Here is a 20422-nt window from a genome sequence, read left to right as displayed (position 1 = left end):
TGTGGGAGCGGGCGAGCCCGCGAAGAAGCAAACTGGCCCTTGCAGTTAGTTACTTGCCGGTCCACTCCTTGACGCGATCAGGGTGCTTGGCCACCCAGTCCTTGGCCGCCGCTTCAGGCTTGGCGCCTTCCTGAATCGCCAGCATCACTTCGCCAATCTCGTCTTTCGACTGCCAGTTGAATTTCTTCAGGAACTCCGCCACTTCCGGCGCCTTGGTCGCCAGTTCCTTGCTGCCGATGCTGTTCACGGTTTCGGCCGCGCCATACACGCCTTTCGGGTCTTCGAGGAACTTCAGCTTCCACTTGGCAAACATCCAGTGCGGCACCCAACCGGTCACCGCGATCGACTGCTGCTTGGCATAGGCACGTCCCAGCTCTGCAGTCATCGCCGCGCCAGAGCTGGCCTGCAGCTTGTAACCGGTCAGGTCGTAGTCCTTGATGGCCTGGTCGGTCTTGAGCATGACCCCGGAGCCGGCGTCGATGCCGACGATCTTCTGCTTGAAGCTGTTGTCGGTCTTGAGGTCGGCGATGCTCACCGCCTTGACGTACTCGGGGACGATCAAGCCGATCTTGGCGTCCTTGAAGTTGGGGCCGTAGTCGACCACGTTGTCCTTGTTCTTGGTCCAGTACTCGCCGTGAGTCACCGGCAACCAGGCCGACAACATGGCATCGAGCTTGCCGGTCGCCACGCCCTGCCACATGATGCCCGTGGCCACGGCCTGCAGCTTCACGTCGTAGCCGAGCTTCTGCTTGATCACTTCGGCGGCCACGTTGGTGGTCGCCACGCTGTCGGCCCAACCATCCACGTAACCGATGCTTACTTCCTTGGCCATTGCCTGTGCACCGCTCATGGCCAATACCAGGGCGGTTCCCACGCCCAGGACACGTCGCATTCTTCTCAAAGCTGCCATCAAAGCATCCCCTCGTCAGGTCTTGGAGATTGCATCATCTGCCTGTCACACCAGTCGACCTGATCCGCCTGCGACCTGTACCCGCCTCATATGCGACAGCACTGTGCCATTAGCGTCATCTGCCTACACCGACCTGCGCGATCCTTGCATGCCAAAGTCTTGGCGCCGGGCTACTATCTACCCTTTTGTGCCTGACGATGGACCGCCCGATGCCCCGTTCTGCTCGCCTGCTGCTGCCGTTGTACCTGCTTGCCTGCCTGCTGGCCCTGCTTGGCCTCGCAGGCCTCTGGTACGGGCTTGGCAAGCCGGTGCACCTGGCCGATGCGGCCAGCCCCACGCACAAGTTGCAATGCGCTTCGTACACACCGTTCGACAAGGACCAGTCGCCCTACGACCAGCCGTTTCACCTGCGCCCGGAGCGGATGGATGCCGACCTGGCGTTGCTGGCTGAACGGTTCCAGTGCATCCGTACCTATTCGCAAACCGGCCTCGAAGCGCTCCCGGCGCTGGCGCGCAAGCATGGCCTGAAGGTGATGCTCGGGGCCTGGGTCAATGCCCACGCGGCGGACACGGCCAAGGAAATCGACCTGCTGATCGCCGCTGCCAACGCCAACCCCGACGTGGTCACTGCCGTGATCGTCGGCAACGAGACGCTGCTGCGCAAGGAAGTTACCGGCGCTCACCTGGCCAAGCTGATCGCCAAGGTGAAAAGCCAGGTGCAGGTACCGGTTACCTATGCCGATGTGTGGGAGTTCTGGCTGCAGCATCCGCAGGTGGCACCTGCGGTCGACTTCCTCACGATCCACCTGCTGCCTTACTGGGAAGACGACCCACGCGGCATCGACGATGCCCTGGCCCACGTGGCCGATGTGCGCCGGGTGTTCGGCACGCGCTTCGCGCCCAAGGATATCGTGATCGGCGAAACTGGCTGGCCCAGCGAAGGCCGGCAGCGCGAAACCGCAGTGCCCAGCCGGGTCAACGAAGCGCGCTTCATTCGCGGCTTCGTTGCGATGGCGGAAAGCAACGGCTGGCATTACAACCTGATCGAGGCCTTCGACCAGCCCTGGAAGCGTGCCAACGAGGGCGCGGTGGGCGGTTATTGGGGGCTGTACGATGCCAACCGGCAGGACAAGGGCGTGCTCGAAGGGCCGGTCAGCAACCTGCCCTACTGGCCGCAATGGTTGCTGGCCAGTGCGCTGCTGATGGCGGCCATGCTGCTACTCGCCGGGCGCCCCGCCACAGTGCAGGCTGCCGTGCTGCTGCCGCTGCTGGCCGCGTTTGGTGCGGGCTGCCTGGGATTATGGGGCGAGCTGATGCGCACCCATGCGCGGTTTGCCGGGGAATGGCTGTGGGCGGTAGTGCTGGCGGGGCTGAACCTGCTGGTGCTGGCCCATGGGGTGCTTGCCTTGGCACAGCGGACGGGCTGGCGCGAGCGTCTGTACGCCTGGCTGCAGGCGCAGGCCGGCTGGTTGCTGCTGGCGGCGGGTTTTGCGGCGGCAGTGAGCATGCTGGCGATGGTGTTCGACCCGCGCTACCGCAGCTTCCCCAGCGCGGCGCTGGCGTTGCCGGCAGTGGTCTACGTGCTGCGGCCGGTGCGCGCGCGACGGGCGGAGGTGGCGTTGCTGGCGTTCATCATCGGTGCTGGGGTGGCGCCGCAGTTGTTCGTTGAAGGGCTGGAGAACCAGCAGGCCTGGGCCTGGGCACTGGTGAGTGTGCTGATGACGGCAGCCTTGTGGCGCAGCCTGCGGTTGCGCCACGCCTGATTACCAGGCTGGGTTCTGGGCAAACACGGCGCCTGGTGGGAGCGGGTTCACCCGCGAATGCGGTGGCGGAGACAACGGTGAATGCCCAAGGATAGTGGCCGGCAGGTCCGGCCTCTTCGCGGGTAAATCGGATCGCCGCACCGCCGCTCCCACAGGGATCACGCACGCTTTTTAAATCTTGCGCAAGACAGTTGCGCCCACAGTCGTAGTTGCAGCAGCTTAGCGAGAGGGCTGCCTGACCAACCGCAACCCCGCCAGTACCAGCGCAAACACGGCAATGCTGGCGGTATACAGCACCAGCGCCGGCACCGCGAACACCAGGGCCAGCACCGCCAACCACCAACCGGCGCGGCCGGCGACCACCTGCGCCAGCAGCGCCAGCCCCAGCCCGCCCCAGGCCATCACCTGGTGATGGATGCCCAACCCCAGCAACGAACGCACCTCGCACTGCCAGTACATCGCTGGCGCGGTGCACAGCCCCACCCACTGGCCGTCCTCCATCAGCCCGTAGCGCACGCCATAACTGGCCGCGAGCCACAGCCCCAGAAACAGCACGAGCAATGCAGCGGGCAGCGAACGAGACATCCTGTTTTTTCCCATAGCGGTAATCGAAAGTATCCATGATCACTCAAGCCCGGTTCTAAGGCAAAATCATGGCTCTGCAGCTATGTTGCAGATAACAAGCACACCAAAGGCAGGCGCACCTGGCAACTTTGCCCGGTAGGATGTGGTCCTAGCCTGCACACTGCTCGACCTTGCGTTCTTTTGGGGGAATACATGCATCTATCTTTGCGCCTCGCTGCCCTGCTCGGCGGCCTGCTCATGGCTGTGGCCGCTTCAGCGCGAGATATCGACGCCGCAAGCTATGGCTACCCCTTGACCAACCCGTTCGAGGCGACCATCGCCACCACCCCGCCGGACCAGCGCCCCACCCTGCCCAGCGACGACGAAATCAACCAGTCCGACTACAGCCTCACCTTGCGCCCCGAGCGTGAGTTCACCCTGCCCGACAACTTCTGGGCGGTGAAAAAGCTCAAGTATCGCCTGGCCCGCCAGGACCACGAGGCGCCCCTGATCTTCATCATCGCCGGTACCGGCGCCCCGTACAGCAGCAGCATCAACGAATACCTGAAAAAGCTGTTCTACCAGGGCGGCTTCCATGTGGTGCAACTGTCGTCGCCCACCAGCTACGACTTCATGAGCGCCGCCTCACGCTTCGCCACCCCCGGTATCAGCAAGGAAGACGCCGAAGACATGTACCGGGTGATGCAGGCCGTACGCGCCCAGCACCCGCGCCTGCCCGTCAAAGATTTCTATCTCACCGGCTACAGCCTGGGGGCACTCGATGCCGCCTTTGTCAGCCACCTGGACGAAACCCGCCGCAGCTTCAACTTCAAGCGCGTGCTGCTGCTGAACCCGCCGGTGAACCTTTACACCTCCATCAACAACCTCGACAAACTGGTGCAAACCCAGGTCAAGGGCATCGACCGCAGCACCACGTTCTACGAACTGATGCTGACCAAGTTGACGCGCTACTTCCAGGACAAGGGTTATATCGATCTGAATGAAGCGCTGCTGTACGACTTCCAGCAGTCGAAACAGCACCTGTCCAACGAGCAGATGGCGATGCTGATTGGCACCTCGTTCCGCTTCTCGGCGGCCGACATTGCCTTCACCTCCGACTTGATCAACCGCCGCGGCCTGATCATTCCGCCGAAGTTCCCGATCACCGAGGGCAGCAGCCTCACGCCGTTCTTCAAGCGCGCCCTGCAGTGCGACTTCGACTGCTACATGACCGAGCAGGTCATCCCCATGTGGCGCGCCCGCACCGACGGCAACAGCATCCTGCAGTTGGTCAACCAGGTCAGCCTGTATGCCCTGGAAGACTACCTGCGCAGCAGCGACAAGATCGCCGTGATGCACAACGCCGACGATGTCATCCTCGGCCCGGGCGACATAGGCTTCCTGCGCAAGGTGTTCGGTGACCGGCTGACCCTTTACCCCCATGGCGGCCATTGCGGCAACCTCAACTACCGCGTCAACAGTGACGCCATGCTGGAGTTCTTCCGTGGTTAACAAACTCCTCTTCGCCACTGCCCTGCTCGTCGCCGGCCACGCGCTGGCGGCCGAAACCGCGCCCCGCGCCAGCGTGGTCGAGGGCGACCCGCAGGTGATGGGTACAGCGCCTCTGGTGCCGGAAGCCGACGGCTTCATCGACCCGCTGCGTGAGCTGAAATTCAACCCGGGGCTGGACCAGCGCGAGTTCGAGCGCTCCACCCTGGAGGCGCTGAACGTGTACGACCCGCTGGAGTCGATCAACCGTCGCGTCTACCACTTCAACTACCGTCTGGACCAATGGGTGCTGCTGCCGCTGGTGAGCGGTTACCAGTACGTCACCCCGCGCTTCGTGCGCACCGGGGTGAGCAACTTCTTCAACAACCTGGGCGATGTGCCGAACCTGTTCAACAGCGTGTTGCAACTCAAGGCCAAGCGTTCGGCAGAGATCACCGCACGGCTGATGTTCAACACCATCATCGGCGTGGGTGGGTTGTGGGACCCGGCGACCAGCATGGGGCTGCCACGCCAGAGCGAAGATTTCGGCCAGACCCTGGGCTTCTACGGCGTACCAGACGGGCCGTACCTGATGCTGCCGGTGCTGGGCCCATCGAACCTGCGCGATACCACCGGCCTGGTGGTGGACTATGCGGGTGAGCAGGCGATCAACTACCTGAACGTGCCCGAGGCCAGCACTGACCACCCGGAGATCTTCGCGCTGCAGGTGGTGGACAAGCGCTATACCACCAAATTCCGCTATGGCCAGCTGAACTCGCCGTTCGAGTACGAGAAGGTGCGTTATGTGTATACCCAGTCGAGGAAGTTGCAGATAGCTGAGTAGGACTGATCTGGGCACAGGGACCGCATCAGGGCTGACATCTGTAAGCCCTGACGCGATCCCCTTGAGAACCACCCGAACAAGCAACCTCAAATTCCCAGGAACAGACACAACTCCCGCTTCTTGGCCAGGGCGTCGCGCCGCCCCAGCTCGATCAGCTCGCTGCAGTAGCTGGCCTCGAACAGCAAATAGCTCAACACCCCTGCCCCGCTGGTGCGCGTGGCCCCCGGCCCGCGCAAGAACAGCCGCAGTGCCGCCGGCAACTCGCGCCGGTGCCGTGCGGCGATCTCATCGAGCGGCTGGCTGGGCGCCACCACCAGCACCTCGATCGGCGCCAGCCCCAGGTGTCGCGCATCCAGGTGTGCGGGCAACAGCCGGCTGAGGTGATTCAGGCGCTGTAGCAGTTCGATGTCGTCTTCCAGGCTGTCGATGAAGGTGCTGTTGAGCATGTGCCCGCCGATCTGTGCCAGGCTCGGCTGCTGCCCACTGAACACCCGCTGGGTCGGCAAGGGTGGCGCCAGCCGCTGGGGGTTGCCACTCACCCCCACCACCAGCACCCGGCTGGCGCCCAGGTGCAAGGCCGGGCTGATCGGCGCCGACTGGCGCACAGCACCGTCACCGTAATACTCGTCGCCCAGCTGCACCGGGGCGAACAGCAGCGGGATCGCCGCGCTGGCCAGCAGGTGGTCGATGGTCAGCGCCGTGGGCACGCCGATGCGGCGGTGGCGCAACCAGCCTTCGATGGTGCCGCGGCCCTGGTAGAAGGTCACCGCCTGGCCAGACTCGTAGCCGAAAGCGGTCACTGCAACGGCGCTCAGCTGCTCGGCCGCCAGGGCGTGGCTGATACCGTCCAGGTTCAGGTGCGCTTGCAGCAGGCTGCGCAAGGGGCTGCTGTCGAGCAGCGCCACCGGGGCCTGGGCGCCCAGCCCGAGCAGGCTGTGGCCAACGAAGCGGCTGGCCTGGCGGACTACACCCGGCCAGTCGCTGCGGATGACCAGGTGGCTGCGAAAGTTCTGCCAGAAAGCGGTCAGCCGTTGCACGGCGTCATGGAACTGGGTGGCGCCACTGGCCAGGGTGACGGCGTTGATGGCACCGGCAGAGGTGCCGACAATGACCGGGAACGGGTTGTGCGCGCCGGCGGGCAGCAGTTCGGCGATGCCGGCCAGCACGCCAACCTGATAGGCGGCCCGGGCGCCGCCCCCTGAAAGGATAAGACCGGTTACCGCGGGTGGGGCCATGGAATCCTTCCTGGGGTTGATCTGTTTTCAGGCCAGACCTGGCTACACAAGGCTCAACGCTTTTTCTTGTCGTACAGCCGCGGTGCGCCCTCGGGCCGCGACTTGAACCGGCGGTGCGCCCACAGGTATTGCTCGGGGCATTCGCGCAACACACCCTCGACCCACTGGTTGATGCGCAGGCAGTCAGCCTCTTCGCTTTCGCCGGGGAAGTCTGCCAGCGGCGGGTGGATCACCAGACGATAGCCGCTGCCGTCCTCCAGGCGCCTTTGAGTGAACGGAATCACCTGCGCCTTGCCCAGCCGGGCGAACTTGGTGGTGGCGGTAACCGTTGCCGCAGGGATGCCGAACAACGGTACGAACAGGCTCTGCTTGGCGCCGTAGTCCTGGTCGGGTGCGTACCAGATGGCCCGGCCCGAACGCAGCAGCTTGAGCATGCCACGCACGTCCTCGCGTTCCACCGCCAGCGAGTCAAGGTTATGTCGCTCGCGGCCGCTGCGCTGGATAAAGTCGAACAGCGCGTTACCGTGCTCGCGGTACATGCCGTCAATGGTGTGCCGCTGGCCCAGCAGCGCCGCGCCGATTTCCAGGGTAGTGAAGTGCACCGCCATCAGGATCGCGCCTTGCCCCGCCTGCTGGGCCGCCTGCAGATGCTCCAACCCCTCGATATGGGCCAGGCGCGCCAGCCTGGCCTTGGGCCACCACCAACTCATGGCCATTTCGAAGAAGGCGATGCCGGTGGAGGCGAAATTGGCCTTGAGCAAACGCTGCCGTTCGTCGACCGACAGCTCCGGGAAGCACAGCTCCAGGTTGCGCGCGGCAATGTGCCGGCGCTCACCGGCAAAGCGGTACATGACCGCGCCCAGCGCGGCACCGATTTTCAACAGGGCCCGGTACGGCAGCTGGACCACCAGCCACAGCACGCCCAGGCCCAGCCACAGGCCCCAGAACTTGGGGTGAAGGAAATAGGGACGAAAACGCGGGCGTTCCATTGAAGCATCCGGAAAGACAAAGGCCGCGCATTCTACAACGGATCAGCGCATGTTGCGGGCAACCGGTGTTCTCGTTATAAGTCAGGGCACTTTTTTCGCAACAAGCCGTCTATGCAGACCATGAGCCCAAACCACACACCCGACACCGCCTCCGTGTTCCAGCTCAAGGGCAGCATGCTCGCCATTACTGTGCTGGAACTGGCGCGCAATGACCTTGAAGCCCTCGACCGCCAATTGGCGGCCAAGGTCGCCCAGGCACCGAACTTCTTCAGCAACACGCCGCTGGTATTGGCGCTGGACAAGCTGCCGGCAGGCGAAGGGGCAGTCGACCTGCCCGGCTTGATGCGGATCTGCCGCCACCATGGCCTGCGCACCCTGGCCATCCGCGCCAACCGCATCGAGGACATCGCCGCCGCCATCGCCATCGACCTGCCGGTGCTGCCACCGTCCGGTGCCCGCGAGCGGCCGCTGGATCCCGAGCCCGAGGTGGTGAAGCAGCCCGAGCCGGCCCCGGCACCACCACCACCACCACCACCCGTCGCCGAACCCGAAGTGCGCCCGACCCGGATCATCACCTCGCCGGTGCGCGGCGGCCAGCAGATCTACGCCCAAGGTGGCGATCTGATCGTGACCGCATCGGTCAGCCCGGGTGCGGAACTTCTGGCCGATGGCAACATCCATGTGTACGGCGCCATGCGCGGCCGGGCCCTGGCCGGCATCAAAGGCAATACCAAGGCACGGATCTTCTGCCAGCAGATGACCGCCGAAATGGTCTCCATCGCCGGCCAGTACAAGGTCTGCGAAGACTTGCGGCGCGACCCGCTGTGGGGAACTGGCGTGCAAGTCAGCCTGTCTGGCGACGTGTTGAACATCACCCGTCTTTAACGGATACTTGCCTGCATTTTTAGAGCAACTTTTTTACCGTTGCCGTTATTTCAAGCTATTCAAGATATTTCAGTTTTTTGCAGGGACGACTGTCCCGACTATTTTAGGGGTGAAACACCTTGGCCAAGATTCTCGTGGTTACTTCCGGCAAAGGGGGTGTGGGCAAGACCACCACCAGCGCCGCCATTGGTACCGGCCTCGCACTGCGCGGCCACAAGACCGTCATCGTCGACTTCGACGTGGGCCTGCGTAACCTCGACCTGATCATGGGCTGCGAACGCCGCGTTGTGTACGACTTCGTCAACGTGGTCAACGGCGAAGCCAACCTGCAGCAGGCCCTGATCAAGGACAAACGCCTGGAAAACCTGTTCGTGCTGGCCGCCAGCCAGACGCGTGACAAGGACGCACTCACCCAGGAAGGCGTCGAAAAAGTGCTGATGGAGCTGAAGGAAACCTTCGACTACGTCATCTGCGACTCGCCAGCCGGTATCGAGAAAGGCGCGCACCTGGCGATGTACTTCGCCGACGAAGCCATTGTCGTGACCAACCCCGAAGTGTCTTCGGTACGTGACTCCGATCGCATGCTGGGTATCCTGTCGAGCAAGTCGCGCCGCTCCGAAAAAGGCGAAGAGCCGATCAAGGAGCACCTGCTGATCACCCGCTACCACCCCGAGCGCGTGGAAAAGGGCGAAATGCTGAGCATCGCCGACGTCGAAGAGATCCTGGCGATCAAGCTCAAGGGTGTGATCCCTGAGTCCCAGGCTGTGCTCAAGGCTTCCAACCAGGGCATCCCGGTCATCCTCGACGACCAGAGCGATGCCGGCCAGGCCTATAGCGATACCGTCGACCGTCTGCTGGGCAAAGAAAAGCCCCTGCGGTTCATCGAAGTGCCGAAGCAAGGATTCTTCGCGCGCCTGTTTGGAGGCAAGTAAACCATGAACCTTTTTGACTTCTTTCGTGGCAGACAAAAACAGACCAGCGCGTCGGTGGCGAAAGAGCGTCTACAGATCATCGTGGCGCACGAGCGCGGCCAACGCAGCGAGCCGGACTACCTGCCTGCGCTGCAGAAAGAACTGCTGGAAGTGATCCGCAAGTATGTGAACATCGGCAACGATGACGTGCATATCGAGCTGGAAAACCAGGGCAGCTGCTCGATCCTTGAGCTGAACATCACGCTGCCGGATCGCTGATTCAGCGACCTGCCTGGTTCATTGGGGCTGCGTTGCAGCCCATCGCCGGCAAGCCAGCTCCCACAGGGTCCGCACTGTACCTGTGGGAGCTGGCTTGCCGGCGATGGGCCGCAACGCGGCCCCAATGGTTTTCCCCGCTATCACAGAGATGCCGCAATGCCGCTGTCCAACATCCAGATCCTGCACGAAGACGCCGCCATCCTGGTGATCAACAAACCGACCCTGCTGCTGTCGGTGCCCGGCCGTGCCGACGACAACAAGGACTGCCTGATCACCCGCCTGCAGGAAAACGGCTACCCCGACGCGCTGATCGTGCACCGCCTGGACTGGGAGACTTCCGGCATCATCCTGCTGGCCCGCGATGCCGACAGCCACCGCGAGCTGTCGCGCCAGTTCCATGACCGAGAAACCGAAAAGGCCTACACCGCGCTGTGCTGGGGCCAGCCGGCGCTGGAGAGCGGCAGCATCGACCTGCCGCTGCGTTACGACCCGCCCACCAAGCCACGGCATGTGGTGGACCACGAGCAGGGCAAGCATGCGCTGACCTTCTGGCGCATCGTCGAGCGTTGCGCTGACCACTGCCGGGTCGAGCTGACGCCAATCACCGGGCGTTCGCACCAGTTGCGCGTGCACATGCTGTCGATCGGGCACCCGCTGCTCGGCGACCGCTTGTACGCCAACCCCGAGGCACTGGCAGCACATGAGCGGCTGTGCCTGCATGCGTCGATGCTCAGCTTCACCCATCCGGTTTCCGGGCAGCGGTTGAAGTTCGAGTGCCCGGCGCCGTTCTAACCACAAACCCTACTCGGTAGGAGCAGCCTCTTCGCAGGACAAGGCTGCTCCTGCAGGGTGCAATGCAGACACAAATTGTCGACATTCTGCGTTAAACTCGCGCCACTGCTGTCTGGAGTGAGCTATGCGCGAAGTACTGAATTCTGGCCTTATCGATTTCCTCAAGGCCTCCCCTACGCCCTTCCACGCCACCGCCAGCCTGGCCCAGCGCCTGGAAGCTGCCGGCTACCAGCGCCTGGACGAGCGCGACAGTTGGGCCACGGTGCCTGGCGGTCGCTATTACGTCACCCGCAACGACTCTTCGATCATCGCCATCAAGCTGGGCAGACAGGCCCCGCTGCTGAACGGCATCCGCATGGTCGGCGCCCACACCGACAGCCCGTGCCTGCGGGTCAAGCCACAGCCTGAACTGCAGCGCCAGGGCTTCCTGCAACTGGGCGTGGAAGTGTATGGCGGCGCGCTGCTGGCCCCCTGGTTCGACCGCGACCTGTCGCTGGCGGGCCGCGTCACCTACCGCCGTGACGGCAAGGTCGAAAGCCAGCTGATCGACTTCAAGCTGCCGATTGCAACCATCCCCAACCTGGCCATCCACCTGAACCGCACCGCCAACGAAGGCTGGATGATCAACCCGCAGAACGAGTTGCCGCCGATCCTGGCCCAAGTGGCAGGTGACGAGCGTATCGACTTCCGCGCCCTGCTCACCGAACAACTGGCCCGCGAGCACGAACTGATCGCCGACGTGGTGCTGGACTACGAACTGAGCTTCTACGATACCCAGGACGCTGCACTGATCGGCCTGAACGGCGACTTCATCGCCGGCGCGCGGCTGGACAACCTGCTGTCGTGCTACGCCGGCCTGCAGGCCCTGCTCGCCGCCGACAGTGACGAGACCTGCGTGCTGGTGTGCAACGACCACGAAGAAGTCGGCAGCTGCTCGGCCTGCGGCGCCGACGGGCCGATGCTGGAGCAGACCCTGCAGCGCCTTTTGCCCGAGGGCGATACTTACGTGCGCACCATCCAGCGCTCGCTGATGGTGTCGGCCGACAACGCCCATGGCGTACACCCCAACTACGCCGACAAGCACGACAGCAACCACGGGCCCAAGCTCAACGCCGGGCCGGTGATCAAGGTCAACAACAACCAGCGCTACGCCACCAACAGCGAAACGGCCGGGTTCTTCCGCCACCTGTGCATGGCCGAGGAAGTACCGGTGCAGAGCTTTGTAGTGCGCAGCGACATGGGTTGTGGCTCTACCATCGGGCCGATCACTGCCAGCCACCTGGGTGTGCGCACGGTGGATATCGGTTTGCCGACCTTTGCCATGCATTCGATTCGTGAATTGTGCGGCAGCCATGACCTGGCGCACCTGGTGAAAGTACTTACAGCCTTCTACCGTAGCCGCGAACTGCCCTGAGATTTATTTGGGCAGGCCCGGCCCTATCGCCGGCAAGCCAGCTCCCACAGGATAACCCCAGGCCCAGGCATCATGGGGAACCTGTGGGAGCTGGCTTGCCGGCGATAGGGCCGGGCCTGTTCAAGGTCAATGCCGCTTCGCTTGCCAGCCGCTATGCTTGTTACATGGCCCCACTGCAAAAGGATTGCTTTCCATGTCCCCGTTTCTGTCGCTGTTCGTGCCGGTGTTCCTGTTCCTGATGCTGCTCACCATCGGCTTCAGCCTGCGCGAACGCAACATCGGCGTGCTGATGATGTGGATCGGCACCTTGGGCATCTTCGGCCTTACTTGCTGGAAGATCCTCGAGAAACTACCGACATAAACCTCTACACTCGGTCAATCGTTTGACCTGAGGTAGTTTTGCCCGTGCCTGCCCTCCTGCGTTACCTGTTCCTGCTGCTGTTTCTATTCATCACTCCGGTACAGGCAGCGGGCCTGCCCGGCCTGCTGGGCGGCAGCGCGCCCGCCCAGCCCGAAGCCAGCGAGCCACTGGGCAAGTCGCTGGACGAGGTGATCAAGAACCTGGAAAACGACCAGCAACGGGCCAAGCTGCTAGCCGACCTGAAAAAGCTGCGCGACGCCACCAAGCAATCGCAACCGAATGTCGAACAGGGCGTGCTCGGCCTGATCGGTGGCGCCCTGCATGATTTCGAAAAGCAGTTCAGCGGTGATGCCAGCCCGTTCCACCGCTGGTCCGCAGAAATAGAACAGGCCCAGGCCGAATTGACCGAACTGATAGTACCGGTGCACCAGTGGCCGGCCATCCTGTTCGGTTTTGCCGCGGTCATTGCCGTGTGGAGCGTGCTGGCCTATGCCTTCAACTGGGTTGGCCACCGGGTGCGCCTGCGCTTCGGCCTGAGTGAAGAACTGCCGCAGCACCCGCGCACCTGGGACCTGGTGCGCTTTGCCCTGCGCAAGCTCGGGCCGTGGCTGGTGGCGCTGGTGTTCACCGTGTACCTGAGCTTCGTGCTGCCGCCGTCGCTGGGCAAATCGCTGGCCATGGTGCTGGCCTACGCGCTGGTGGTGGGTACCTGCTTCTCGGCCATCTGCGTGATCGCCTTCTCGCTGCTCGACGGCCCGCACCGCCATCGCGCCCTGCACATCCTGCGCCACCAGGCGTTCCGCCCGCTGTGGCTGATCGGCAGCTTTGCCGCCTTTGGCGAGGCGATGAGCGACCCCCGCATGCTGGTCGCGTTGGGCACGCACCTGGCGCACGCCCTGGCGACCCTGGCCAACGTGATCGCGGCGCTGTGCACCGGGCTGTTCATCCTGCGTTTCCGCCGCCCGATCGCCCACCTGATCCGCAACCAGCCGCTGTCGCGACGCCTGACCCGGCGTACCCTCAGCGATACCATCGAGATCCTCGGCAGCTTCTGGTTCATCCCGGCGCTGATCCTGGTGGCCATCTCGCTGTTCGCCACCTTCGTATCCGCCGGCGATACCAGCACCGCCCTGCGCCAATCGCTGATGTGCACGGTGCTGGTAGTGGTGTGCATGGTGCTCAACGGCCTGGTGCGCCGGCATGCGGCCAACCCCAAGCGGGCCAGCAAGCGCCAGGCGGTGTACGCCGAGCGCCTGCGCAACTTCGGCTACCTGCTGGTGCACCTGTTCATCTGGCTGGTGTTCATCGAGCTTGGCCTGCGTGTATGGGGCCTGTCGATGATCAGCTTTGCCGAGGGCGATGGCCATGACATCAGCCTGCGCCTGCTGGGTCTGGCCGGCACGTTGATCGTCGCCTGGCTGGTGTGGATCCTCGCCGATACCGCCGTGCACCATGCCCTGGTGCGCTCGCGCCGGGGCCTGGCCAACGCCCGTGCGCAAACCATGATGCCGTTGATCCGCAACGTGATGTTCGTGGTCATTTTCATCATCGCGGTGATCGTGGCCCTGGCCAACATGGGCATGAACGTCACCCCGCTGCTGGCTGGTGCCGGTGTGATCGGCCTGGCCATCGGCTTTGGCGCGCAGTCGCTGGTGGCCGACCTGATCACCGGGCTGTTCATCATCATCGAAGACTCGCTGGCCATCGACGACTACGTGGACGTTGGCGGGCACCTGGGCACGGTGGAGGGGCTGACCATTCGTACCGTGCGCCTGCGTGACATCGATGGCATCGTGCACACCATCCCGTTCAGCGAGATCAAGAGCATCAAGAACTACTCGCGGGAGTTCGGCTACGCGATCTTCCGGGTCGCGATCCCGCACAACATGAACATCGACCAGGCGATCACGCTGGTGCGCGAGGTCGGCCAGAAGCTGCGCAATGACCCGCTGATGCGCCGCAATATCTGGTCGCCGCTGGAGCTGCAGGGGGTCGAAAGCTTCGAGTCGGGGTCGGCGATCTTGCGGGCGCGGTTCAAGACGGCACCAATCAAGCAGTGGGAGGTGTCACGGGCGTTCAACCTGGCGCTGAAGCGGCAGCTCGATGAGGCCGGGCTGGATCTGGCGACGCCGCGGTTGTCGGTGCAGGTGGTGACAGCGGGTGGTGGGGGGATGGCGGAAACCGGTTCTTCCAGCTAGGCCCTATCGCCGGCAAGCCAGCTCCCACAGGTACTGCGCAAGGCTGGAAGCCAATGCGGTCGAGGTGGGAGCTGGCTTGCCGGCGATGGGCTGCAAAGCAGCCCCGGAATCTACTATCAACCCGCCTGGGCGCGGATGCGGATGGCATCATGCCGCCAATACTCCAGGTCGCAGTCGATCAGGTGCCCATGCTGGTCACTGTTGACCCGGGTAATGTGCAGCCCGGGGCTGCCCACCGACACCTTCAATGCGGCCGCTGCCTCCACCGGCAGCGCCGTCGGCAGGATTTCGAAGCACACCTGCCCATAGCGGATGCCATACACCCGCCCATAAATCTCGGTCAGCGACTGCGCCAGGTCGTACTGCAGAATCTCGGGAAAATACCGCGGGTTGAGGTAATGCTCGGCGTACAGCACCGCGCGGCCGTCAATCCGCCGTAGCCGGCAAATCCGCACCACGCTGGACAACGCGGGCAGCTGCAAGCGCGCACAGATGGCCGCCGATGCCGGCTGCAGCCGCGCCGACAGCAGCTCGGTACTGGCCAGCCGGCCCTGGTCGCGCACCATGGCATGGAAATGACTACGCTCGATCAGGTCGTAGGTCAGCCGCTCCGGCGCAACGAACCAGCCACGGCGTTCTTCGCGGTAGATCAACCCCTGGGCTTCCAGCTGCGCCAACGCCTCGCGCAGGGTAATGCGCGTGGTATCGAACACCTCGCTCAGCCGGCGCTCGGCCGGAAGCTTGCCGCCCGGCGCCAGCAAGCCGTGCTCGATCTGCTCCTGTAGGGCATGGCAGATAGCTGTTACCGCACGCGGGGGCGTCGACTGCATCGAAAGGTTACCTATCTGGACTAGTCCAGCCCCAGCACAGGGCATGTGGAGAATAGTGCAGCCTAGGCAGGGCTGATGAACATCCTGTGACAAAGGCTTTGGCCAGTCACTGCCAGAAACGCGCCAAGCCAGCAGGGCCGGGGTGATTAGGTGGTCTACGCTGTAGCTGCAGGGCGCTTGCCGGCCCTTCCCTACATCAAATTGTCACGCAAGCGGCCTACCTTGGCTCAAGGTTTGCTGACCTAGACCAATGGTCGCGGGCAACGGCTTTACCCATAACAACGATCGCAAAAGGCACCCACCCAAGGAGCTACGGATGAAAAAGTTCTTCATGGCGTCACTGCTCGGTTCGGCCATCGCCCTGTGTACCACGGCCATGGCCGCCGGCACCGACCTCAAGGCACTGGAAGACGCCGCCCGCAAGGAAGGCAACATCAACAGCGTGGGCATGCCCGATGCCTGGGCCAACTGGAAAGGCACCTGGGAAGACCTGGCCAGCAAGTACGGCCTCAAGCACAGCGACACCGACATGACCTCGGCCCAGGAAATCGCCAAGTTCGATGCCGAGAAGGACAACGCCAGCGCCGACATCGGCGACGTGGGTGCCGCCTTCGGCCCCATCGCCGTGACCAAGGGCGTCAGCCAGCCGTACAAGCCAAGCACCTGGGACCAGGTGCCTGAATGGGCCAAGGACAAGGATGGCCACTGGGCACTGGCCTATACCGGCACCATCGCGTTCATCATCAACAAGGACCTGGTCAAGGAAGACGAACGCCCGAAAACCTGGCATGACCTTGAAAAAGGCAAGTACAAGGTCGCCATCGGTGACGTCGGCACCGCCGCCCAGGCCGCCAACGGTGTGCTGGCTGCGGCCATCGCCTACAAGGGTGACGAGAACACCATAGAACCGGGCCTGCAGCTGTTCACCAAGCTGGCGCAGCAGAAACGCCTGTCGCTGGCCAACCCGACCATCCAGACCCTGGAAAAGGGCGAGGTGGAAGTTGGCGTGGTGTGGGACTTCAACGGCCTGAGCTACCGTGACCAGATCGATCCCAACCGCTTTGAGGTGTTGATCCCCTCGGATGGCTCGGTCACTTCGGGTTACACCACCATCATCAACAAGTACGCCAAGCACCCGAATGCGGCCAAGCTGACCCGCGAATACATCTTCAGTGATGCAGGGCAGATCAACCTGGCCAAGGGTCACGCGCGGCCGATCCGGGCGGAGCACCTGAAGCTGCCCGCAGACGTGCAGGCCAAGTTGCTGCCCAACGAGCAGTACGGTGCGGCGCAGCCGATCAAGAACGCCGACGCTTGGGAAAAGACCTCCAAGGCGCTGCCGCAGAAGTGGCAGGAGCAGGTGATCATCGAAATGGAGTAAGGCGCCAGCATCCCTGGCACCTGTACGGGCCTCATCGCCGGCAAGCCAGCTCCCACAAGATAGCCACAACACTCGCCATGTGGGATCCCTGGGAGAGCTGGCTTGCCGGCGATGAATCCAACGCGGTTCATGACTGGAGCAAACATGCAACACAACGTCATTCTGGTCCTGCTAGACGGCCTCAACTACCAGGTCGCCCACCACGCCATGGGCCACCTGCACGCCTATGTCGAGGCCGACCGCGCCGCGCTGTACCGTGTGGAATGCGAGCTGCCGTCGCTGTCGCGACCGCTGTACGAATGCATCCTCACCGGCGTGCCGCCCATCGACAGCGGCATCGTGCACAACAACGTCAACCGCCTGTCCAACCAGCGCAGCGTGTTTCACTACGCCCGCGAGGCCAACCTGGGCACCGCTGCAGCGGCCTATCACTGGATGAGCGAGCTGTACAACCGCTCGCCCTTCGACCCGCAGCGCGACCGCCATACCCACGCTCCGAAGCTGCCGATCCAGCACGGGTTGTTCTACTGGGACGACCGCTACCCCGACTCGCACCTGCTGGCCGACGGCGAATACCTGCGTCGCCGCCACGCACCCAACTTCCTGCTGGTACACCCGATGAGCGTCGACGACATCGGCCACCGCCACGGGCTGGACAGCAGCCAGTACCGCAACGCCGCGCGCAGCGTCGACATCCTGCTGGCCGACTACCTGCCACGCTGGCTTGAAGAGGGTTACCAGGTCCTGGTCACCGCCGACCACGGCATGAACAACGACCGCTCGCACAACGGCCTGCTGGCCGAGGAGCGCGAAGTGCCGCTGTTCGTGTTCGGCGATGCCTTCAGCCTCGACCCTGCGGCAAAACCGCTGCAGACCGAGCTGTGCGGGACCATCTGCGAAGTGCTGGGTGCGGCACACGACAAAACGGTCTGCCGGGAGTTGCTCAAGTGAATACCCCCAACCGCAGCAGCCGTGGCCGTTACCTGGCCCTGCTGTGCCTGCTGCCGTTCGCCGTGTTCTTCGTCATTTTCCAGATCGCCCCGCTGGCCTGGGTGGCGATCAACAGCGTGCAGTCCGAGGCGGGCTGGGGCGTGGAAAACTTCAGCAAGGTGTTTGCCTCGAAGTTCTACCTGCAGGCCTTGCAACGCAGCCTGGAGATCAGCTTCTGGTCGAGCCTGTTCGGCATCATCATCGCCACCCTTGGCGCCTACTCGCTGCGCCAGGTCGATTCGAAGCTGCGCGACTTCGTCAGCGCCTTCGCCAACATGACCAGCAACTTCGCCGGGGTGCCGCTGGCGTTCGCCTTCATCATCCTGCTCGGGTTCAATGGCGCGCTGACGCTGCTGCTGAAGCAGGTCGGCCTGCTGGAAGACTTCAGCATTTATTCCAAGAGCGGGCTGATTCTGGTGTACACCTACTTCCAGATCCCTCTTGGCGTGTTGCTGCTGTACCCCGCATTCGACGCCTTGCGCGAGGACTGGCGCGAGTCGGCCGCATTGCTGGGCGCCAACCACTGGCAGTACTGGCGGCACATCGGCCTGCCGGTGCTGACCCCGGCACTGCTAGGCACCTTCGTCATCCTGCTGGCCAATGCCCTCGGTGCCTACGCCACCGTGTACGCACTCACCACCGGCAACTTCAACGTGCTGCCAATCCGCATCGCTGGCCTTGTGGCCGGTGACATCAGCCTCGACCCCAACCTGGCCAGCGCACTGGCGATGGTGCTGGTGGGGCTGATGACGCTGGTCACGGTGGTGCATCAATGGCTGCTGAAAAGGAGCTATCATGCGCGCTGACGCCCGCTCCGGCGGCTGGTACCACCGCGTCGTGGTCTACCTGCTGTTCCTGATCCTGTTGTTGCCCCTGGCTGGCACCCTGCTCTACTCGCTGGCCACCAGCTGGTCGGCCAGCCTGCTGCCCAGCGGCCTGACCCTTAAATGGTATGCGGCGCTGTGGAGCGAACCGCGCTTCCTGGCGGCCTTCGGCCAGTCGCTGCTGGTGTGCGTCGGCGCACTGGTGCTGTCGGTGGTGCTGATCCTGCCGCTGCTGTTCGTGGTGCATTACCACTTCCCCAGGCTCGATGCGCTGATGAACATCCTTATCCTGCTGCCCTTCGCGGTGCCACCCGTGGTGTCGTCGGTGGGGCTGCTGCAGCTGTACGGCAGCGGGCCGATGGCGATGGTCGGCACGCCGTGGATCCTGATCGGCTGCTACTTCACCATCGCCCTGCCGTTCATGTACCGGGCCATCACCAACAACCTGCAGGCGATCAACCTGCGCGACCTGATGGACGCCGCCCAGCTGCTCGGCGCCAGCACCTGGCAGGCGGCACTGCTGGTGGTGCTGCCGAACCTGCGCAAGGGCCTGATGGTAGCGCTGCTGCTGTCGTTCTCGTTTTTGTTCGGCGAGTTCGTGTTCGCCAACCTGCTGGTCGGCACGCGCTACGAAACCCTGCAGGTGTACCTGAACAACATGCGCAACAGCAGCGGCCACTTCAACAGCGCGCTGGTGATCTCTTACTTCGCTTTCGTGCTGGTACTGACCTGGGTCGCCAACCGCCTGAACAAGGACAAGACCTGACATGAGCTTCGTCAGCGTGCAAAAACTGCAGAAAAGCTACGGCGGCAGCCCGGTGTTCGAAAACATCGACTGCCATATAGAGCGTGGCGAGTTCGTCACCCTGCTGGGCCCTTCCGGTTGCGGCAAGTCCACCCTGCTGCGCTGCATCGCCGGGCTGACCCCGGTGGACAGCGGGCAGATCCTGCTCGACGGCCACGACATCGTGCCCGTCAGCCCGCAAAAACGTGGCATCGGCATGGTGTTCCAGAGTTACGCACTGTTCCCCAACATGACCGTGGAGCAGAACGTCGCCTTTGGCCTGCGCATGCAGAAGGTCAAGGCCGATGAAAGCCTGGCCCGGGTACGCGAGGTACTGGCGCTGGTGGAGCTGGGCAGCTTTGCCGGGCGCTACCCGCACCAGCTGTCTGGCGGCCAATGCCAGCGTGTGGCCTTGGCGCGTTCGCTGGTCACCCGCCCGCGCCTGCTGCTGCTGGACGAGCCGCTGTCGGCGCTGGATGCGCGCATTCGCAAGCACCTGCGCGAGCAGATTCGCGCGATCCAGCGCGAACTGGGGCTGACCACCATCTTCGTTACCCACGATCAGGAAGAAGCGCTGACGATGTCCGACCGCATCTTCCTGATGAACCAGGGGCGCATCGTCCAGAGCGGTGATGCCGAAACCCTCTACACCGCGCCGGTGGACCTGTTTGCCGCCGGCTTTATCGGCAACTACAACCTGCTCGACGCCGAAAGCGCCAGCCGCCTGCTGCAGCGCCCGGTCACCAGCCGCCTGGCCATCCGCCCAGAGTCGATCACCTTGGGCGTGAATGGTGAGCTGGACGCAGAAGTACGTAGCCACAGCCTGTTGGGCAATGTGATTCGCTACCGGGTAAACGTGCGCGAGGTGGAGTTGGTGGTCGACGTACTCAACCGTTCGCCGGCCGACCTGCACGCGGACGGGAAGCGGGTAAGCTTGTCGATCGACCCCACGGCGCTGCGGGAAGTGGCTTAAGGAGATT

20 protein-coding genes are annotated in these 20422 nt (G+C 63.6%); 15 read left to right on the top strand and 5 right to left on the bottom strand.

The window, feature by feature from the left end:
• Nucleotides 1-49 precede the first annotated feature (49 nt).
• On the bottom strand, nt 50-910 hold the full coding sequence (locus AC5O5I_RS06185) for a glycine betaine ABC transporter substrate-binding protein (protein ID WP_172286553.1): 861 nt from the start codon (nt 908-910) through the stop codon (nt 50-52).
• Nucleotides 911-1107: 197 nt separating this feature from the next.
• On the opposite strand from AC5O5I_RS06185, the gene AC5O5I_RS06180 reads away from it, so the two are divergent.
• On the top strand, nt 1108-2673 hold the full coding sequence (locus tag AC5O5I_RS06180; RefSeq protein ID WP_494512225.1) for a glycoside hydrolase family 17 protein: 1566 nt from the start codon (nt 1108-1110) through the stop codon (nt 2671-2673).
• A gap of 219 nt (nt 2674-2892) precedes the next feature.
• Here the strand turns inward: AC5O5I_RS06180 and AC5O5I_RS06175 are convergent, their stop codons facing one another.
• On the bottom strand, nt 2893-3258 hold the full coding sequence (locus AC5O5I_RS06175) for a hypothetical protein (RefSeq protein WP_172231647.1): 366 nt from the start codon (nt 3256-3258) through the stop codon (nt 2893-2895).
• 192 nt (nt 3259-3450) lie between these two features.
• Here AC5O5I_RS06175 and AC5O5I_RS06170 point away from each other — a divergent pair, with 192 nt between their 5' ends.
• Both AC5O5I_RS06170 and AC5O5I_RS06165 read left to right on the top strand, forming a co-directional pair.
• Nucleotides 3451-4749: a serine/threonine protein kinase gene (locus AC5O5I_RS06170; protein WP_172286555.1), complete on the top strand. Its 1299-nt coding sequence runs from the start codon at nt 3451-3453 to the stop codon at nt 4747-4749.
• Nucleotides 4742-5569: an MlaA family lipoprotein gene (locus AC5O5I_RS06165; RefSeq protein ID WP_172286556.1), complete on the top strand. Its 828-nt coding sequence runs from the start codon at nt 4742-4744 to the stop codon at nt 5567-5569. The genes AC5O5I_RS06170 and AC5O5I_RS06165 overlap by 8 nt, the downstream gene beginning before the upstream one ends.
• Nucleotides 5570-5655: 86 nt before the next feature.
• On the opposite strand, the gene AC5O5I_RS06160 is transcribed toward AC5O5I_RS06165, so the two are convergent.
• A complete protein-coding gene (locus tag AC5O5I_RS06160) occupies nt 5656-6804 on the bottom strand; it encodes a patatin-like phospholipase family protein (protein WP_494512224.1) in 1149 nt (382 codons plus the stop codon).
• A 53-nt stretch (nt 6805-6857) separates the two neighbouring features.
• Nucleotides 6858-7793: a lipid A biosynthesis lauroyl acyltransferase gene (locus AC5O5I_RS06155; protein ID WP_494512223.1), complete on the bottom strand. Its 936-nt coding sequence runs from the start codon at nt 7791-7793 to the stop codon at nt 6858-6860.
• 111 nt (nt 7794-7904) lie between these two features.
• Here AC5O5I_RS06155 and minC point away from each other — a divergent pair, with 111 nt between their 5' ends.
• From minC to AC5O5I_RS06120, 7 genes are all read left to right on the top strand, one after another.
• Nucleotides 7905-8678: a septum site-determining protein MinC gene (gene minC, locus AC5O5I_RS06150; RefSeq protein WP_172286557.1), complete on the top strand. Its 774-nt coding sequence runs from the start codon at nt 7905-7907 to the stop codon at nt 8676-8678.
• Nucleotides 8679-8797: 119 nt separating this feature from the next.
• Nucleotides 8798-9610 (top strand): septum site-determining protein MinD, encoded by an 813-nt coding sequence (minD, locus tag AC5O5I_RS06145; protein ID WP_016485323.1) that lies wholly within the window; start codon nt 8798-8800, stop codon nt 9608-9610.
• A 3-nt stretch (nt 9611-9613) separates the two neighbouring features.
• Nucleotides 9614-9868: a cell division topological specificity factor MinE gene (gene minE, locus AC5O5I_RS06140; RefSeq protein WP_003252572.1), complete on the top strand. Its 255-nt coding sequence runs from the start codon at nt 9614-9616 to the stop codon at nt 9866-9868.
• Nucleotides 9869-10024: 156 nt separating this feature from the next.
• A complete protein-coding gene (locus AC5O5I_RS06135; protein WP_172224869.1) occupies nt 10025-10660 on the top strand; it encodes an RluA family pseudouridine synthase in 636 nt (211 codons plus the stop codon).
• A gap of 124 nt (nt 10661-10784) precedes the next feature.
• A complete protein-coding gene (locus AC5O5I_RS06130) occupies nt 10785-12074 on the top strand; it encodes a M18 family aminopeptidase (protein ID WP_172224870.1) in 1290 nt (429 codons plus the stop codon).
• Between the two features lie 193 nt (nt 12075-12267).
• Nucleotides 12268-12435 (top strand): hypothetical protein, encoded by a 168-nt coding sequence (locus AC5O5I_RS06125; protein ID WP_011532728.1) that lies wholly within the window; start codon nt 12268-12270, stop codon nt 12433-12435.
• A 44-nt stretch (nt 12436-12479) separates the two neighbouring features.
• Nucleotides 12480-14633 carry a mechanosensitive ion channel family protein gene (locus AC5O5I_RS06120; RefSeq protein WP_172224873.1) on the top strand — a complete coding sequence of 718 codons (2154 nt, stop codon included), beginning with the start codon at nt 12480-12482 and terminating at the stop codon, nt 14631-14633.
• Nucleotides 14634-14749: 116 nt separating this feature from the next.
• Here the strand turns inward: AC5O5I_RS06120 and AC5O5I_RS06115 are convergent, their stop codons facing one another.
• On the bottom strand, nt 14750-15463 hold the full coding sequence (locus AC5O5I_RS06115) for a UTRA domain-containing protein (RefSeq protein ID WP_172224875.1): 714 nt from the start codon (nt 15461-15463) through the stop codon (nt 14750-14752).
• Nucleotides 15464-15779: 316 nt separating this feature from the next.
• On the opposite strand from AC5O5I_RS06115, the gene AC5O5I_RS06110 reads away from it, so the two are divergent.
• The 5 genes from AC5O5I_RS06110 (at nt 15780) to AC5O5I_RS06090 (ending at nt 20415) form a co-directional block, all read left to right on the top strand.
• Nucleotides 15780-16844: an ABC transporter substrate-binding protein gene (locus AC5O5I_RS06110; protein ID WP_494512222.1), complete on the top strand. Its 1065-nt coding sequence runs from the start codon at nt 15780-15782 to the stop codon at nt 16842-16844.
• Between the two features lie 144 nt (nt 16845-16988).
• On the top strand, nt 16989-17795 hold the full coding sequence (locus AC5O5I_RS06105; protein WP_172224880.1) for an alkaline phosphatase family protein: 807 nt from the start codon (nt 16989-16991) through the stop codon (nt 17793-17795).
• Nucleotides 17792-18640 (top strand): ABC transporter permease, encoded by an 849-nt coding sequence (locus AC5O5I_RS06100; protein ID WP_172224883.1) that lies wholly within the window; start codon nt 17792-17794, stop codon nt 18638-18640. The genes AC5O5I_RS06105 and AC5O5I_RS06100 overlap by 4 nt, the downstream gene beginning before the upstream one ends.
• Nucleotides 18627-19424 (top strand): ABC transporter permease, encoded by a 798-nt coding sequence (locus AC5O5I_RS06095; RefSeq protein WP_372242427.1) that lies wholly within the window; start codon nt 18627-18629, stop codon nt 19422-19424. Before AC5O5I_RS06100 ends, AC5O5I_RS06095 begins: the two co-directional genes overlap by 14 nt.
• Before the next feature lies 1 nt (nt 19425).
• Complete coding sequence (locus AC5O5I_RS06090; RefSeq protein ID WP_172286182.1) at nt 19426-20415, top strand: ABC transporter ATP-binding protein; 990 nt, start codon at nt 19426-19428, stop codon at nt 20413-20415.
• The last annotated feature ends 7 nt before the right edge of the window (nt 20416-20422 follow it).

Source organism: Pseudomonas sp. 9_2_1, assembly GCF_059295275.1.
Note: the sequence above shows the minus strand (reverse complement) of the source record. Positions and strands in the feature narration are given on the sequence as shown.

What these genes read in the sequence shown, in the direction of transcription:
- AC5O5I_RS06185 (WP_172286553.1), bottom strand. Translation starts at nt 910, where the DNA reads ATGGCAGCTTTGAGAAGAATGCGACGTGTCCTGGGCGTGGGAACCGCC.
- AC5O5I_RS06180 (WP_494512225.1), top strand. Translation starts at nt 1,108, where the DNA reads ATGGACCGCCCGATGCCCCGTTCTGCTCGCCTGCTGCTGCCGTTGTAC.
- AC5O5I_RS06175 (WP_172231647.1), bottom strand. Translation starts at nt 3,258, where the DNA reads ATGTCTCGTTCGCTGCCCGCTGCATTGCTCGTGCTGTTTCTGGGGCTG.
- AC5O5I_RS06170 (WP_172286555.1), top strand. Translation starts at nt 3,451, where the DNA reads ATGCATCTATCTTTGCGCCTCGCTGCCCTGCTCGGCGGCCTGCTCATG.
- AC5O5I_RS06160 (WP_494512224.1), bottom strand. Translation starts at nt 6,804, where the DNA reads ATGGCCCCACCCGCGGTAACCGGTCTTATCCTTTCAGGGGGCGGCGCC.
- AC5O5I_RS06155 (WP_494512223.1), bottom strand. Translation starts at nt 7,793, where the DNA reads ATGGAACGCCCGCGTTTTCGTCCCTATTTCCTTCACCCCAAGTTCTGG.
- minC (WP_172286557.1), top strand. Translation starts at nt 7,905, where the DNA reads ATGCAGACCATGAGCCCAAACCACACACCCGACACCGCCTCCGTGTTC.
- minE (WP_003252572.1), top strand. Translation starts at nt 9,614, where the DNA reads ATGAACCTTTTTGACTTCTTTCGTGGCAGACAAAAACAGACCAGCGCG.
- AC5O5I_RS06135 (WP_172224869.1), top strand. Translation starts at nt 10,025, where the DNA reads ATGCCGCTGTCCAACATCCAGATCCTGCACGAAGACGCCGCCATCCTG.
- AC5O5I_RS06130 (WP_172224870.1), top strand. Translation starts at nt 10,785, where the DNA reads ATGCGCGAAGTACTGAATTCTGGCCTTATCGATTTCCTCAAGGCCTCC.
- AC5O5I_RS06125 (WP_011532728.1), top strand. Translation starts at nt 12,268, where the DNA reads ATGTCCCCGTTTCTGTCGCTGTTCGTGCCGGTGTTCCTGTTCCTGATG.
- AC5O5I_RS06115 (WP_172224875.1), bottom strand. Translation starts at nt 15,463, where the DNA reads ATGCAGTCGACGCCCCCGCGTGCGGTAACAGCTATCTGCCATGCCCTA.
- AC5O5I_RS06110 (WP_494512222.1), top strand. Translation starts at nt 15,780, where the DNA reads ATGAAAAAGTTCTTCATGGCGTCACTGCTCGGTTCGGCCATCGCCCTG.
- AC5O5I_RS06105 (WP_172224880.1), top strand. Translation starts at nt 16,989, where the DNA reads ATGCAACACAACGTCATTCTGGTCCTGCTAGACGGCCTCAACTACCAG.
- AC5O5I_RS06090 (WP_172286182.1), top strand. Translation starts at nt 19,426, where the DNA reads ATGAGCTTCGTCAGCGTGCAAAAACTGCAGAAAAGCTACGGCGGCAGC.